10 protein-coding genes and 1 pseudogene are annotated in these 15,125 nt (G+C 70.3%); 6 read left to right on the top strand and 5 right to left on the bottom strand.

Annotated elements, in window-relative coordinates:
* Positions 1-1,323, top strand: a 1,323-nt coding sequence (locus ACFYZJ_RS20360; protein ID WP_388569929.1) for a VWA domain-containing protein, incomplete at its 5' end; no start/stop codon positions are given.
* A 122-nt stretch (positions 1,324-1,445) separates the two neighbouring features.
* Positions 1,446-3,062, top strand: coding sequence for a methionine--tRNA ligase (gene metG, locus ACFYZJ_RS20355; RefSeq protein ID WP_388569927.1), 1,617 nt, complete (start codon positions 1,446-1,448; stop codon positions 3,060-3,062).
* Positions 3,063-3,189: 127 nt separating this feature from the next.
* Here metG and ACFYZJ_RS20350 read toward each other — a convergent pair.
* Positions 3,190-3,471, bottom strand: a pseudogene (locus ACFYZJ_RS20350) (pectate lyase); the annotation flags it as partial.
* Positions 3,472-3,655: 184 nt separating this feature from the next.
* Positions 3,656-5,419, bottom strand: a complete 1,764-nt coding sequence (gene aspS, locus ACFYZJ_RS20345; RefSeq protein ID WP_388569925.1) for an aspartate--tRNA ligase — start codon at positions 5,417-5,419, stop codon at positions 3,656-3,658.
* Between the two features lie 218 nt (positions 5,420-5,637).
* On the opposite strand from aspS, the gene ACFYZJ_RS20340 reads away from it, so the two are divergent.
* Entirely contained in the window at positions 5,638-7,803 is a 2,166-nt protein-coding gene (locus ACFYZJ_RS20340) for a SpoIIE family protein phosphatase (RefSeq protein WP_388569923.1), read from the top strand.
* A 153-nt stretch (positions 7,804-7,956) separates the two neighbouring features.
* Here ACFYZJ_RS20340 and ACFYZJ_RS20335 read toward each other — a convergent pair whose 3' ends face one another.
* From ACFYZJ_RS20335 to ACFYZJ_RS20325, 3 genes are all read right to left on the bottom strand, one after another.
* A complete protein-coding gene (locus tag ACFYZJ_RS20335; RefSeq protein ID WP_388569921.1) occupies positions 7,957-9,009 on the bottom strand; it encodes an AI-2E family transporter in 1,053 nt (350 codons plus the stop codon).
* 355 nt (positions 9,010-9,364) lie between these two features.
* Positions 9,365-10,336, bottom strand: a complete 972-nt coding sequence (locus tag ACFYZJ_RS20330; protein WP_388569919.1) for a pirin family protein — start codon at positions 10,334-10,336, stop codon at positions 9,365-9,367.
* A 161-nt stretch (positions 10,337-10,497) separates the two neighbouring features.
* The gene (locus tag ACFYZJ_RS20325) at positions 10,498-10,989 is read right to left on the bottom strand and encodes an SseB family protein (RefSeq protein ID WP_388569917.1); all 492 of its coding nucleotides are present in this window, start codon (positions 10,987-10,989) and stop codon (positions 10,498-10,500) included.
* A 143-nt stretch (positions 10,990-11,132) separates the two neighbouring features.
* Here ACFYZJ_RS20325 and ACFYZJ_RS20320 point away from each other — a divergent pair, with 143 nt between their 5' ends.
* From ACFYZJ_RS20320 to ACFYZJ_RS20310, 3 genes are all read left to right on the top strand, one after another.
* A complete protein-coding gene (locus tag ACFYZJ_RS20320; protein ID WP_388570317.1) occupies positions 11,133-12,959 on the top strand; it encodes an acyl-CoA dehydrogenase in 1,827 nt (608 codons plus the stop codon).
* 79 nt (positions 12,960-13,038) lie between these two features.
* The gene (locus tag ACFYZJ_RS20315) at positions 13,039-14,337 is read left to right on the top strand and encodes a M18 family aminopeptidase (RefSeq protein ID WP_388569915.1); all 1,299 of its coding nucleotides are present in this window, start codon (positions 13,039-13,041) and stop codon (positions 14,335-14,337) included.
* A 189-nt stretch (positions 14,338-14,526) separates the two neighbouring features.
* Positions 14,527-14,775, top strand: coding sequence for a DUF6458 family protein (locus ACFYZJ_RS20310; RefSeq protein ID WP_388569913.1), 249 nt, complete (start codon positions 14,527-14,529; stop codon positions 14,773-14,775).
* The last annotated feature ends 350 nt before the right edge of the window (positions 14,776-15,125 follow it).

Here is a 15,125-nt window from a genome sequence, read left to right as displayed (position 1 = left end):
GCTGAGACGGCGCCCGAGCCGGAGGCGGAGGTGCAGCCCGCGCCCCAGCCGAAGGCCGAAGCGAAGCCCGAACCGGAGGCAGAGACCGAGACGGAGGCAGAGACCGAGACGGAGGCAACCGCCGAGGCGGCGGCGGAACCCCAGCCGGAGGCTGAGACGGCGCCCGAGCCGGAGGCGGAGGTGCAGCCCGCGCCCCAGCCGAAGGCCGAAGCGAAGCCCGAACCGGAGGCAGAGACCGAGACGGAGCCCACCACCGAGCCCGAAGCCCAGCCGGCCTCGGAGCCCGAGCCGGAGCCCGCCGCCGAGGCTAAGTCGGAGACCACAGCCGAGGCCGAGCCGACCCCGGAACCCGAGCCGGAGCCCGCCGCAGAGGTCATGGCGGAGCCGGAGACCGTGGCCGAAGCCGCACCCGAGGCCGACCCGACCCCCGAGCCGGAGCCGCAGGCCGCCGCGGAGGCCACGGCGGAGCCGGTCGCCGACGAGACACCCGCGCCCGCCCCGGCAGACGACCCGGCAGCCGCCGACGGCGAGGAAGCCCCGCAGGAGTCACCCGCACCCGGCAACGCAACCCGCACGGGTGGTGCGGGTGGGAACACCCCCGCCGAAGGCGAAGCCGAGGCGGCCCCGCAGGCCGAGCCGGAGGCCCCCGCCGAGGCGGCCCCGCAGGCCGAGCCGGAGGCGAACCCGCCGGTCCCGGCCACCCTCCGCACCGCCTACACCGCCGCCGCCACCGCCCTTGAGAAGCACAAGCTCACCGGCACCCGCGCCAAGGTCTACCTCGTCCTCGACCGCTCCGCCTCCATGCGCCCGTACTACAAGGACGGCTCCGCCCAGGCCCTCGGCGAGCAGGCACTCGCCCTCGCCGCCCACCTGGACCCCGAGGCCACGGTCCCGGTCGTCTTCTTCTCCACCGAGCTGGACGGCACCGGGGAGCTCACCCTCACCGAGCACGAGAACAAGATCGACGAGCTGCACGCCTCCCTCGGCCGCATGGGCCGCACCAGCTACCACGCGGCAGTGGAAGCGGTGATCGCCCACCACGACAAGTCCCCGGACCCGGCCCTCCCCGCCCTGGTGATCTTCCAGACGGACGGCGCCCCGGACGCGAAGACCCCCGCCACCCAGTCCCTCACCAACGCCGCGAAGAGCCACCCCCACCTCTTCTTCTCCTTCGTCGCCTTCGGCGACCCGGAGAACAAGGCCTTCGACTACCTCCGCAAGCTCAAGACGGACAACACGTCCAGCTTCCCCGCCGGCGAGACCCCACTCGAACTCACCGACCAGGAGCTCTACGAGGGCGTACTGCAGGCCTGGCGCCCGTAACCCCGGCACCGCACCACCCCCCGGGTGGCGGGCGGAACCCACGCCCGCCACCCCTCCCCGCCCCCGTCCGCCCCCCGAAACGCGTGTGAGTCGATCTTCACGGGGCCAGTAGGATTTCGGGCATGGCGGCCACTGGATCCGAGAAGCAGGGTGAGAAGGCGTACTACGTCTCCACCCCCATCTACTACGTCAACGACGCTCCTCACCTGGGCCACGCCTACACGACCGTCGCAGGCGACGTGCTCACGCGCTGGCACCGTCAGCGCGGCGAGAAGGTGTGGTACCTCACCGGCACGGACGAGCACGGTCAGAAGATCATGCGCACGGCCGACGCCAACGGGGTCACCCCCCAGGAGTGGGCCGACAAGCTCGTCACCGAGGCCTGGAAGCCCCTCTGGGAGCACCTGGAGATCGCGAACGACGACTTCATCCGCACCACGCAGAAGCGGCACACCGACCGCGTGCAGGAGTTCGTCCAGGACCTGTACGACAAGGGCGAGATCTACAAGGGCGGCTACGAGGGCCCGTACTGCGTCGGCTGCGAGGAGTACAAGCTCCCCGGAGAGCTGCTCGACGGCGAGGGCGAGTACGCGGGCCAGAAGCTCTGCCCGATCCACAAGAAGCCGGTGGAGATCCTCAGCGAGGAGAACTACTTCTTCAAGCTGAGCGAGTACGGCGAGAAGCTCCTCGCCCACTACGAGGCGAACCCGGACTTCATCCAGCCCGAGTCCGCGCGCAACGAGGTCGTGAACTTCGTCCGCCAGGGCCTGCAGGACCTCTCCATCTCCCGCTCGACCTTCGACTGGGGCATCCCGATCCCCTGGGACCCGAAGCACGTGATCTACGTGTGGGTCGACGCGCTGCTCAACTACGCCACGGCGGTCGGTTACAACGAGAACCCGGAGAAGTTCGAGTCGACCTTCCCGGCCGACGTCCACCTGGTGGGCAAGGACATCCTCCGCTTCCACGCGATCATCTGGCCGGCCATGCTGATGGCGAACGGCCTGCCCCTCCCCGGGAAGATCGCCGCGAACGGCTGGCTGATGGTCGGCGGCGAGAAGATGTCGAAGTCGAACCTGACCGGCATCAAGCCGCAGGACCTGACCTCGCACTTCGGCGTGGACGCCTACCGCTGGTACTTCCTGCGCGCGATCGCCTTCGGCCAGGACGGCTCCTTCTCCTGGGAGGACTTCTCCGCCCGCTACACCAGCGAGCTGGCGAACGACTACGGCAACCTGGCCTCCCGGGTCGCCGCGATGGTCGGCAAGTACTTCGGCGGCACGCTGCCGGAGGCCACGGCGGAAGGCGAGGCGGAGAAGGCGGTCAAGAACGGCCTCGCCAGGGCCGTCGCGGAGGCAGACCGGAAGATCGGCGACGAGCTGGACTTCCAGGGCGGCATCCTGGCCATCTTCGACTTCGTCAAGCAGGTCAACGGCTACATCACGGAACAGGAACCGTGGAAGGTCGCCAAGGACACCAGCGACGAGGGCCAGGCCCGCCTCGCCACGATCCTCTACACGGCCGCCGAGTCCCTCCGCGCGGTAGCCGTCCTCCTCAACCCGGTCATGCCGGACACCTCCCAGAAGCTCTGGGACTCCCTCGGCGCCGAGGCGTCCCTGGGCGCGCTCGCGAACCAGCGGGTACAGGAGGCCGCCGCCTGGGGCAAGCTCCCGGCGGGCTCCACGGTCACCAAGGGCGCGGTCCTCTTCCCCCGCCTGGAGGAGAAGCCGACCGCGTAACCTGCGACCCGTACGGCAACACGCCCCGTTCCCGGTTCTCACCGGGAACGGGGCGCGCTGGGGACCACCACGGGGCCCGGAAAGGCGACCGAACGCCTCCCACGCCCCGTCCGTTTCTCCGAGAGCACCCGGCACCGGTCGTCGTGGCCAGTTCCGTCGACAGGTTCTTCGCGGACTTCTCCAGGCCCGCCGCGAGCGTCGGTACCCAGTTGACCGTTGTCTTCAGCTTCTTGGAGTGCGCGGCGTTGTACGCGGCCACGAGGTCGGTCGCCGTGCCGTTGACGAGGTTGCCGCCGCCCGCCACCGAGCCCGTGCCGCCGCCGCTGATCAGCTTGGCCACCTTCTGGCCGGGGAAGACCCCCTTCCACACGTTGTGGTGGATGGAGACGCGCAGCTTGCCGACGCTGTCGGCAAGCTGTGAGGGACCTCAGTGAGTTCCTCGTTCGTCGCGGGACAACTCCGCGGCGTCCGACGCGTGGACCGCCCGCTGCGCCCAGACTTCGAGCTGCCGCAGATCGCTACAGCCCCGCACCCGCCCACACGAAAGCGGCCCGGAACCGACCGTCGGTTCCGAGCCACCCTCGCCGTGCCTCCTACTTCGCCTGCGGCTTGCGCACCGCGATGTGCAGTTCCCTCAGCCGTGCCTCGTCCAGCTCCGTCGGCGCGCCCATCATCAGGTCCTGCGCGTTGCCGTTGAGCGGGAACGCGATCGTCTCGCGGATGTTCGGCTCGTCGGCCAGCAGCATCACGATGCGGTCGATGCCCGGGGCGATGCCGCCGTGCGGCGGGGCGCCGAAGCGGAACGCGCGCAGCATGCCGGCGAACTCGCGCTCCACCGTCTCCTCGTCGTAGCCCGCGATACCGAAGGCCTTGAGCATGATGTCCGGCTCGTGGTTCCGGATCGCGCCCGAGGACAGCTCCACGCCGTTGCAGACGATGTCGTACTGCCAGGCCAGGATGTCCAGCGGGTCCTGCGTCTCCAGGGCCTCCATGCCGCCCTGGGGCATCGAGAAGGGGTTGTGGGAGAAGTCGATCTTCCCCGTGTCCTCGTCCTTCTCGAACATCGGGAAGTCGACGATCCAGCAGAAGCGGAAGACGCCCTCCTCGAAGTGGCCGGCCCGCTTGGCCGCCTCCACCCGGACCGCGCCCATGATCTTGGAGACCTCGTCGAACTCCCCGGCGCCGAAGAACACCGCGTGGCCGGGGGCCAGGGACAGGCGCTTGGTCAGCTCCGCGACGTTCTCCTCGGTCAGGAACTTCGCGATCGGGCCGGACAGCGAGCCGTCCTCGCCGACCCGCACCCACGCCAGGCCCTTGGCACCCTGCTCCACCGCGTACTCGCCGAGCTGGTCGAAGAACTTGCGGGGCTGCGAGGCCGTGTCCGGCACCGGCAGGGCGCGCACGTGCTTGCCCGCGAACGCCTTGAACTCCGAGCCCTCGAAAATGTCCGTGATGTCCACCAGCTCCAGCTGGGCGCGCAGGTCCGGCTTGTCCGAGCCGTACTTCAGCATCGCCTCGCGGAACGGGATCCGGGGGAAGGGAGAGGTGACGTGCCGGCCGCCGCCGAACTCCTCGAAGATCTCCGTCATCAGCTTCTCGATCGGCTGGAAGACGTCCTCCTGCTCGACGAAGGACATCTCCACGTCGAGCTGGTAGAACTCGCCCGGCGAACGGTCCGCGCGCGCGTCCTCGTCACGGAAGCAGGGCGCGATCTGGAAGTAGCGGTCGAAGCCGGAGATCATCAGCAGCTGCTTGAACTGCTGCGGGGCCTGGGGCAGGGCGTAGAACTTGCCCGGGTTCAGCCGGGAGGGGACCACGAAGTCGCGGGCGCCCTCGGGGGAGGTCGCCGTCAGGATCGGGGTCGCCATCTCGTTGAAGCCCATCGCCGCCATCTTCTGGCGGATCGCCGAGATCACGGCCGTCCGCAGCATGATGTTGCGGTGCATGCGCTCGCGGCGCAGGTCCAGGAAGCGGTACTCCAGGCGCCGCTCCTCGTTCACCCCGTCCTCGGTGTTGATCGTGAAGGGGAGCGGGGCGGCCGCGCCCAGCACCTCCACCTCGCCGACCTCGATCTCGATCTCACCGGTCGGCAGGTCCGGGTTCACGTTCTCCGCACCGCGGGAGACGACCTTGCCGTCGACGCGGACGACCGTCTCCTTGGAGAGCTTGTCCAGGGCCTCGTACGACGCCGTGCCCGGGCGGGCGACGAGCTGCGTGATGCCGTAGTGGTCGCGCAGATCGATGAAGAGGATGCCGCCCAGGTCGCGCCGATTGTGCAGCCAGCCGCTCAGCCGGACGTCCTTGCCGACGTCAGAGGCGCGGAGCTCGCCGCAGGTGTGGGACCTGTACCGGTGCATCGTCGTTCATCCAGTCTTCGCAGGATCGGGGTCTCACCGGGGTCGCTCGCCCCGGAGCCTCCGGGCGGGCACGGCCCGGACCCATCAAGCGTACCGGCCACCCCAAGATCGCCTCGCCCCGATTCTTCCGGGGCGCCCAGATGCCCCGAACCCTTTCAAGATCGGTCTTTCCTCACTTTCGGTGGCACCGCCCGATCCCCTGTTCTTACAGTGGGGCAATGCGCACTGGTGAGCCCCTGCCCGCCGTGGGGGACGTCCTGGCTGCCGTGGCGACCGGCATGTGGCGCTACGACGCCGCCGCGGGGCTCGTCACCCTGGATGCCGAGGCCGCGCGGCTCGTCGGGCTGCCCGCGGAGCCGACCACGCTCACCGAGGCCCAGATCCGTGCCCGGTTCCACCCGGTCGACTGGAACGAGGTCGATGGGGTGATCCAGCTCGCCCTCGCCGAGGGCACCATCGCCGAGGTCCGGATGCGGATCATGGACGAGAACAACCGCGTCGTCCGTATCGTCCGCAGCCGCTCCAAACCGTGGCTCGATGCGGGCACCGGCGAGTACAAGCTGGTCGGCACCCTCCAGGAGGTCACCGAGCCCGTCCCCGGAGCCACCGGCCGCGCTCCCGTCATCGGCGACTGGCGCCGCTCCCGCGAGGCGTTCCTGCTGGACGCCGGGCGCGCGCTGGCCGAGGCACGGTCCACCGAGGAGGTGCTGCGGGTGGCGGCCGGGCTGTCGATGCCCGGGTTCTCGCCGGACGGACTCGCCGTCTTCGGAGTGGAGGCCGACCGGCTCACCGTCATCGGCCACCACGGGCACAAGCCGGGTGCCGAGAGCCTCTTCACCCAGATGTCGCTGGAGACGGACTACCCGGCCGCGGAGGTCGTCCGCACCGGCCGCGCCGTGTACATGTCCTCCCCCGAGGAGTACAAGTCCCGCTACCCGGCCTCCTGGCCGCTGGCCGCGCAGTTCGGCCGCCAGTCCTGGGCGTTCCTGCCGCTCACCGTCGCGGGACGCACGATGGGCGCCTGGATGGCGGCGTTCAAGCACCCGGTCGCCTTCACCCCCGACGAGCGCTCGGTGCTCACCACGGTCGCCCGTATGCTCGCCCAGGCCCTCACCCGGGCGGGCGCCGCCGAGACGGAGCGGGAGCTGACGGACGGGCTGCAGCGCTCGATGATGCCCAGCCTGGGCCCGCAGATACCCGGCATGACGGTGGCCGCCCGCTACATACCGACCGGCGGCGGGCTCCAGGTGGGCGGCGACTGGTACGACATGATCCAGCTGCCTGGGGGCACCCCCTCCGGGGGCGGCCGGTTCGCGCTGACCATCGGCGATGTCCAGGGCCACGACGTGCGCGCCGCGGGCCTCATGGGCCAGCTGCGCATAGCCCTGCGCGCGTACGCCGCCGAAGGCCACCGCCCGGACGCGGTCCTCTCCCGCGCCTCCCGCTTCCTGCACGGCATGACCTACGGCGAGGACGGCGCCGACCTGCGCTTCGCGACCTGCCTCTATGTGGAGGTGGACCCGGCGACCGGGACGCTGGAAATCGCCCGGGCCGGCCACCCGGACCCCGCGATCCGCACCACCGACCGCACCGTGCTGATGCGGCCGACCTCGGGCGGACTGCCGCTCGGCATCGACCCGGACGCGGACTACCCGACCACCCGGCTGGTCCTGGAACCCGGCGAGACCATGCTGCTCTGCACGGACGGCCTGATCGAGACCGGCGGGCACGACCTGGAGACCGGCTGGCGGCGGATCCGGCGCATCCTCGAGGAGCACGAAGGTGACATGGAGGAGCTGGCCGACGCGCTGGTCCAAGCCGTGCACGGGCCCTCCTCGCACTACGCCACCGGGCCGCTGACCGACCGGCGCGAGGACGACATCGCCGTGGTGCTGCTGTGCCGTGCGGGCGAGACCGGCATCTGCGGCGGCACGGTCGCTCCGGTACGGCCGGTGGTACGGCGCACCGCGCTGACGATCGCCCAGGCCGAGCCCGAGCGGATCGCGGGCGCCCGGCAGCAGCTGCGCGAACTTCTGCACGACTGGTCGTCCGCGGAGCAGGTCGACTCGGCGGTGCTGCTGGCCTCCGAGATGCTGACCAACGTCCTGGTGCACACCGACGGGGACGCACTGCTGGTCGCGGAGGTCTCCGGCGACGGCGACGGCCCGGGCGGCCGGGGAGGGCGCCGGGTCCGGGTGGAGGTCACGGACGCCAGCGACGACCTCCCGCACCGGCGCCACCCCGGCGAGCTGGCCTCCTCGGGACGCGGCCTGGTCCTCATGGAGCTCCTCGCGGACGCCTGGGGCGTCGACCCGCGGGGCGAGGGCAAGAGCATCTGGTTCGAGCTGGAGGAGGAGCCGGTGAAGGAGGACGGGGAGGGATAGACCTCCGGCGTACGGCGCGTGCGGGGCCTTACGGGCACTGCCGGGCTTACGGGGTACTGCCGGGCTTACGGGGCATTACCGGCCTTACGGGGCACTGCCTGCCTTACGGGGCCGCACAGCGGCGGCCGGGTCCCACACGTCCCGCTGCCGGCGCTATGAGTCCTGTGGGGCCTCGGGGCCGCGCCCGTACCGCATCCGCAGCTCGTGCGCGACGCCGGACGCCGCCGCCGTCAGCGGTACGGCCAGCAGCATCCCCAGGATTCCGGCCACGGACGCCCCCGCGGTGATCGCCAGCAGCACCGCCGCGGGATGCATCTGCACGGTCCGGCTCTGCACCATCGGCTGCAGCACATGCCCCTCCAGCAGCTGCACCGCGACGACCACGCCGAGCGTCCACAGTGCGATCACGACCCCGCGGTCCGCGAGGGCGACCAGGATCGCGACCGCGCCGGAGAGGAAGGCGCCGAGGTAGGGCAGGTACGCCCCGACGAAGACGAGCGCGCCGAGCCCGATGGCCCCGGGGACGCGCAGCACCAGCAGCCCCACGGTGATGCAGAAGGCGTCGATGAGCGCGATGAAGGTGGTCCCCCGCATGAACCCCTCGACGGCCTGGAAGGCGCGCCGCGCCATGGCCTCGACGGTGTCCGCGGTGCCGCGCGGGGCCAGCGAGCGCAGCAGGTCCGCGGCCCGGTGGGAGTCGCGCAGGAAGAAGAAGACGAGCAGCAGGGCCAGAACGCCCATGGCGATGGTCTCGCTGACGACGCTGACCCCGCTGATCACGTTGCGGGCGGCGGTCCCGCCGAACTTGGCGAGCAGTTCCCTGGAGTGGGAGGCCAGGTCGTCGAGCGAGGTCCCGACCGCCCCGAAGCGCCGCGCGAGCGACTTCCCGGCCCGTTCGAGGGAGGTGATGATCTGGTCGCCGGTGTCGACGAGCGCGGCGGCGACGACGTACACCGCCCCGCCGACCACGGCCAGGACGGCGACGCACGTGATCCCGGCCGCGAGCGACCGGTGCACGCCCATCCGCACCAGCCACCGGTGCAGCGGCCCGAGCAGCGCGCTCCCGAGCAGCGCGAGGAGCACCGGCACGACGGCCGTACGGAACTGGCCGCACAGCCGGATCACGATCCAGACGACCCCGGCGGCCAGCAGGATCACCGCACACCACGCGGCGAGCCGGCGGACGGGGTCGGGGAGCAGCTGCACCCTTCCAGGCGATCACGCGCAGGGCGGGATGTCCTGTGTGGACAGGCCGCCCGAGTGACGCGGCGTCAGCTGGCGTGGTGTCAGGAACCCTGCGGGCAGCGCAAAGCCTCGGCATCCCTGAAGGCCGGGGCGCCGGGGGGGATCGGTGGTCAGGCGCCGGTCCTGCCGGAGGCGGCGCGGGCCAAGCCGTCGGGCCACGCCTGGTGGCCGTTGGGCATCGGGTTCGGGGTCTGCTCGGCAACACGCGGCCCGCACCTGGTGAACGAGCACATCCCACCAGCCGACCCAGGCAGCGAGCGCGGGCGAGCCCGGTCCCTTCCGGACCGGGCTCGCCCGCATGTCGTCCCGGCGAGCTCTACAGCCCGCCCTCGGACATCCCGTGCACGGCCGGGATCGTGCCCAGCCGCCCCTTCTGGAAGTCCTCGAACGCCTGCTGAAGCTCTTCCCGGGTGTTCATGACGAACGGGCCGTAGTGCGCCATCGGCTCGCGGATGGGCTGCCCGCCGAGGAGGACCACCTCCAGGTCCGGCGTGTGCGAGTCCTGCTTCTCGTCCGCGCGGACGGTCAGGGAGGAGCCGGCGCCGAAGACGGCGGTCTGGCCCAGGTGGATCGGGCGCCGCTCGGCGCCCACCGCCCCGCGCCCGGCCAGCACGTACGCGAGGCCGTTGAAGTCCTCGCGCCAGGGGAGGGTGATCTCCGCGCCCGGGGCGAGCGTCGCGTGGATCATCGTGATCGGCGTGTGCGTGATGCCGGGACCGGCGTGGCCGTCCAGCTCACCGGCGATGACCCGCAGCAGCGCGCCGCCGTCGGGGGAGGTGAGCAGCTGGACCTGGCCACCGCGGATGTCCTGGTACCTCGGGGCCATCATCTTGTCCTTGGCCGGGAGGTTCACCCACAGCTGGAGCCCGTGGAAGAGACCACCGGACATGACGAGCTGCTCCGGCGGGGCCTCGATGTGCAGCAGGCCCGCACCGGCGGTCATCCACTGGGTGTCGCCGTTGGTGATGGTGCCGCCACCGCCGTGCGAGTCCTGGTGGTCGAAGACGCCGTCGATGATGTAGGTGACGGTCTCGAAGCCACGGTGGGGGTGCCAGGGGGTGCCCTTGGGCTCACCGGGCGCGTACTCCACCTCGCCCATCTGGTCCATCATGATGAACGGGTCGAGGTGGCGGTAGTGGATCCCGGCGAAGGCGCGACGGACCGGGAAGCCCTCGCCCTCGAAGCCGCTGGGCGCGGTCGTGACACCGAGCACGGGACGGGCCACCGCGTCGGCGGGGGCGACCACACGGGGAAGGGTCAGCGGGTTCTCGACGGTCACTGCGGGCATGTCGGTACCTCCTTGTGGTCCGAGTTTAGTTGACCGTTGAACTTTCTGCCACCCCGAAACGCAGAAAGCCCGGAGGGCATTCCCTCCGGGCTCGGGGTGCGCCCCGCCAGGGGCGCGAGGCCGGTCAGGACGGCATCCGGCCGTCCGCACAACAGGGGCGTCTAGCCGTACATCCGGCGCATGGCGAACTCGACCATCTGCTCCACGGCCTTCGCGTCGAACACCATGCGATGCTCGCCCTCCATGTCCAGGACGAAGCCGTAGCCGGTCGGCAGCAGGTCGATCACCTCCGCCCCGGTGATCACGAAGTACTTCGACTCCTTGCCCGCGTACCGCCGCAGCTCCTTGAGCGAGGTGAACATCGGGATCACCGGCTGCTGGGTGTTGTGCAGCGCGAGGAACCCGGGGTTGTCGCCGCGCGGGCAGTACACCTTGGACGTGGCGAAGATCTGCTGGAAGTCCTCCGCCGACATCGACCCCGTGGTGAACGCACGGACCGCGTCCGCGAGCGACGGCGGCGACGGCTCGGGGTACAGCGGTGGCTGCTGGCCGTATCCGCCGGGCATCTGCCCACCCGGCATCTGCTGCCCGGGCATCTGCTGCTGCGGCGGGGCGTACTGCTGCTGAGCGCCCGCGTTCTGGTAGCCGTACATGCCCCAAAGAGTAGTGGGCCACATATGGGCCATGAGGGGTTGATTCTTATTACCGACGGGTAGCATCATCGGAGCTACTTGTTGGTAGATGAACCAGTTGCGAGGAGACAGTGCCTCGCCGATCCCTCTACGGAGCCGTCGCCATGGGGCACTACAAGTCGAATCTCCGCGACATCGAGTTCAACCTCTTCGAGGTGCTCGGGCGCGACAAGGTGTACGGGACGGGCCCGTTCGCGGAGATGGACGTCGAGACCGCGAAGAGCATCCTCGAGGAGATCACGCGTCTCGCGGAGAACGAGCTGGCGGAGTCCTTCGCGGACGCGGACCGCAACCCGCCCGTCTTCGACCCCGAGACCAACACCGCACCCGTCCCCGAGTCCTTCAAGAAGTCCTTCAAGGCCTTCATGGACTCCGAGTACTGGCGGCTCGGCCTGCCGGAGGAGATCGGCGGCACCACCGCCCCGCGCTCCCTGATCTGGGCCTACGCCGAGATGCTGCTCGGCTCCAACCCGGCCGTGTGGATGTACTCCTCCGGCCCCGCGTTCGCCGGCATCCTCTTCGAGGAGGGCAACGAGGTACAGAAGCACATAGCCCAGATCGCCGTCGAGAAGCAGTGGGGCTCCACCATGGTCCTCACCGAGCCCGACGCCGGCTCGGACGTGGGCGCCGGCCGCACCAAGGCGATCCAGCAGGAGGACGGCTCCTGGCACATCGAGGGCGTGAAGCGCTTCATCACCTCCGGTGAGCACGACATGACGGAGAACATCCTCCACTACGTGCTCGCCCGCCCGGAGGGCGCCGGGCCCGGCACCAAGGGTCTGTCCCTCTTCCTGGTCCCGAAGTACCTCTTCGACTTCGAGACCGGCGAGCTCGGCGAGCGCAACGGCGTCTACGCCACCAACGTCGAGCACAAGATGGGCCTGAAGGCCTCCAACACCTGCGAGATGACCTTCGGCGAGAAGCACCCCGCCAAGGGCTGGCTGATCGGCGACAAGCACGACGGCATCCGGCAGATGTTCCGGATCATCGAGTTCGCCCGCATGATGGTCGGCACGAAGGCGATCTCGACGCTGTCCACCGGCTACCTGAACGCGCTGGAGTACGCCAAGGAGCGCGTCCAGGGTCCGGACCTGGCGAACTTCATGGACAAGACCGCGCCCAAGGTCACCATCACCCACCACCCGGACGTGCGCCGCTCGCTGATGACGCAGAAGGCGTACGCGGAGGGCATGCGTGCCCTGGTGATGTACACCGCGGCGGTCCAGGACGCCATCCAGATCAAGGAGGCAGCCGGCGAGGACGCCTCCACCGAGCACGCCCTCAACGACCTGCTCCTGCCGATCGTCAAGGGCTACGGCTCCGAGAAGGGCTACGAGCAGCTCGCCCAGTCGCTGCAGACCTTCGGCGGCTCCGGCTTCCTGCAGGAGTACCCGATCGAGCAGTACATCCGCGACGCCAAGATCGACACCCTGTACGAGGGCACCACCGCGATCCAGGGCCAGGACTTCTTCTTCCGGAAGATCGTCCGCAACCAGGGCGCCGCGCTGAACTCCCTCGCCGAGGAGATCAAGAAGTTCCTGGCGGTGGGCGAGGGCGGCGAGGAGCTGGCCGCGGCCCGCGACCACCTCGCCAAGGCGGCCGTGGAGCTGGAGGCCATCGTCGGCCTGATGCTGACCGACCTGGCGGCCACCGAGCAGGACGTCAAGAACATCTACAAGGTCGGGCTCAACACGACCCGCCTGCTGATGGCCTCCGGTGACGTCGTCGTCGGCTACCTGCTGCTGAAGGGCGCCGCGGTCGCCGCCGAGAAGCTGCCGAGCGCGTCGAACAAGGACAAGGCGTTCTACCAGGGCAAGATCGCGGCGGCGAAGTTCTTCGCGGCCAACGTCCTGCCCGGTGTGACCCTGGCCCGCAAGGTCGCCGAGGGCGTGGACCTGGACCTCATGGAGCTGGACGAGGCCGCGTTCTAGGACCGCCTGCACATACCCCTTACGAGGGCCCGTTCCCCATCATCGGGAGCGGGCCCTCCTCCGTCGTTAAGGTGAACCCATGAGCACAAGTGCGCGCTTCGACCGCGGCCACACCGACGACCTCATGTCCTTCCTGGCGGCGAGCCCGTCGCCGTACCACGCGGTGGCGAACGTCGCCGAACGGCTGGAGAAGGCCGGCTTCCGGCAGGTCGCGGAGACGGACGCGTGGGACGGCACATCCGGCGGCCGGTACGTGCTGCGCGGCGGCGCGATCATCGCCTGGTACGTCCCCGAGGGCGCCGACCCGCACACGCCGTTCCGCATCATGGGCGCGCACACCGACTCGCCGAACCTGCGGGTGAAGCCGCGGCCGGACAGCGGCGCGCACGGCTGGCGGCAGGTCGCGGTGGAGATCTACGGCGGCCCCCTGCTCAACTCCTGGCTCGACCGCGACCTGGGGCTGGCCGGCCGGCTGTCCCTGCGTGACGGCTCGACGCGCCTGGTGAACGTCGACAGACCGCTGCTGCGGGTGCCGCAGCTGGCCATCCACCTGGACCGGTCGGTCTCCAGCGAGGGCCTGAAGCTCGACAAGCAGCGCCACCTCCAGCCCGTGTGGGGCCTGGGCGACGATGTGCGCGACGGCGACCTGATCGGGTTCCTGGAGGAGGAACTGGGGCTCGCCGCCGGCGAGGTGACCGGCTGGGACCTGATGACCCACTCGGTGGAGCCGCCGGCCTACCTGGGCCGCGACAAGGAGCTGCTGGCCGGCCCGCGCATGGACAATCTGCTGTCCGTGCACGCGGCCACCGCGGCCCTTGCGGCCGTCGCCGGTTCCGGCACCGCCCTGTCGTACATCCCGGTGCTCGCCGCCTTCGACCACGAGGAGAACGGCTCCCAGTCGGACACCGGCGCCGACGGCCCGCTGCTCGGCTCGGTCCTGGAACGCTCGGTGTTCGCCCGGGGCGGCTCCTACGAGGACCGGGCACGGGCCTTCGCCGGCACGGTCTGCCTGTCCTCCGACACCGGGCACGCCGTCCACCCCAACTACGCGGAGCGGCACGACCCGACGCACCACCCGCGCGTGAACGGTGGGCCGATCCTCAAGGTGAACGTCAACAACCGCTATGCCACGGACGGTTCGGGACGCGCACTGTTCGCCGCGGCCTGCGAGAAGGCGGACGTGCCCTTCCAGTCCTTCGTCTCGAACAACGCGATGCCCTGCGGCACCACCATCGGCCCCATCACGGCGGCGCGTCACGGCATCAAGACGGTGGACATCGGCGCGGCGATCCTGTCGATGCACAGCGCCCGCGAACTGTGCGGCGCGCAGGACCCGTACCTCCTGGCGAACGCGCTGGTGGCGTTCCTGGAGGGCTGACGCCCCCGCCCCCGCCCCCGCCCGCCGACCGTCCCGGCCTCCCCGCGTCCTGCCGTCGCCGATCGTCCGGCATGCCTGGCGCCGATCCCCCCGGCATGTCCAGCCGCCGATCCCCCGGCATGTCCACGGATGTCCCGGGTACCCGGGTTCGGGGCCGGAAGGACCGGCCCCACAGGGAGGGCAGGACTCATGGGCCTGGGTGGATGCATCATCCTGATCGCCGTGGGGGCCATCCTCGCGTTTGCGACCGACTGGCACATGCAAGGCGTCAACATCCACTTGGTCGGCGTCATACTCATGATCGTCGGGCTGATAGGAGTGACCACCTTCACCGGCATCTACCGCCGCAGGCGGGTGGTCGTGCCGCCCCCGACGACCGTCGTCGAGGAGAACCGGCACCACCGCGGCGACGGCTACACCGACGGATACGGCGTGTAAGGCCAAACGCCTGTAAGGGACGATGCGGTGACCTCGGGACGGCAACAGACATCTTTGGATATTCCGTTACCGGAGTCATCTTGTCGTTTTGTGTGAAAACGTGAAGACAGTGCAGTCATGAGCGTCCGGGGGGTGGAAGTGCCGGGCGCACCACAGCACCACAACGGGGGGCTCCTGCCGTGCACGACCCGGCGGCAACGGGCGGCAGACCGCATCTGACGGTCCTGATCCCCGCCCACAACGAGCAGGAACGTATCGCCGCCGCCATCGACGGCCTGTGGCGTCAGACCCGCCGCCCGGATCTGATCGTGGTGGACCGCGAGCGGCCTGGTCTTCGTGGTCGAGAAGGC

Source organism: Streptomyces sp. NPDC001848 (genome assembly GCF_042891915.1).
Lineage (GTDB): Bacteria > Actinomycetota > Actinomycetes > Streptomycetales > Streptomycetaceae > Streptomyces.
Note: the sequence above shows the minus strand (reverse complement) of the source record. Positions and strands in the feature narration are given on the sequence as shown.

What these genes read in the sequence shown, in the direction of transcription:
- ACFYZJ_RS20330 (WP_388569919.1), bottom strand. Translation starts at nt 10,336, where the DNA reads ATGCCCGCAGTGACCGTCGAGAACCCGCTGACCCTTCCCCGTGTGGTC.
- ACFYZJ_RS20320 (WP_388570317.1), top strand. Translation starts at nt 11,133, where the DNA reads ATGGGGCACTACAAGTCGAATCTCCGCGACATCGAGTTCAACCTCTTC.
- ACFYZJ_RS20315 (WP_388569915.1), top strand. Translation starts at nt 13,039, where the DNA reads ATGAGCACAAGTGCGCGCTTCGACCGCGGCCACACCGACGACCTCATG.
- metG (WP_388569927.1), top strand. Translation starts at nt 1,446, where the DNA reads ATGGCGGCCACTGGATCCGAGAAGCAGGGTGAGAAGGCGTACTACGTC.
- ACFYZJ_RS20310 (WP_388569913.1), top strand. Translation starts at nt 14,527, where the DNA reads ATGGGCCTGGGTGGATGCATCATCCTGATCGCCGTGGGGGCCATCCTC.
- ACFYZJ_RS20340 (WP_388569923.1), top strand. Translation starts at nt 5,638, where the DNA reads ATGCGCACTGGTGAGCCCCTGCCCGCCGTGGGGGACGTCCTGGCTGCC.
- ACFYZJ_RS20325 (WP_388569917.1), bottom strand. Translation starts at nt 10,989, where the DNA reads ATGTACGGCTACCAGAACGCGGGCGCTCAGCAGCAGTACGCCCCGCCG.
- aspS (WP_388569925.1), bottom strand. Translation starts at nt 5,419, where the DNA reads ATGCACCGGTACAGGTCCCACACCTGCGGCGAGCTCCGCGCCTCTGAC.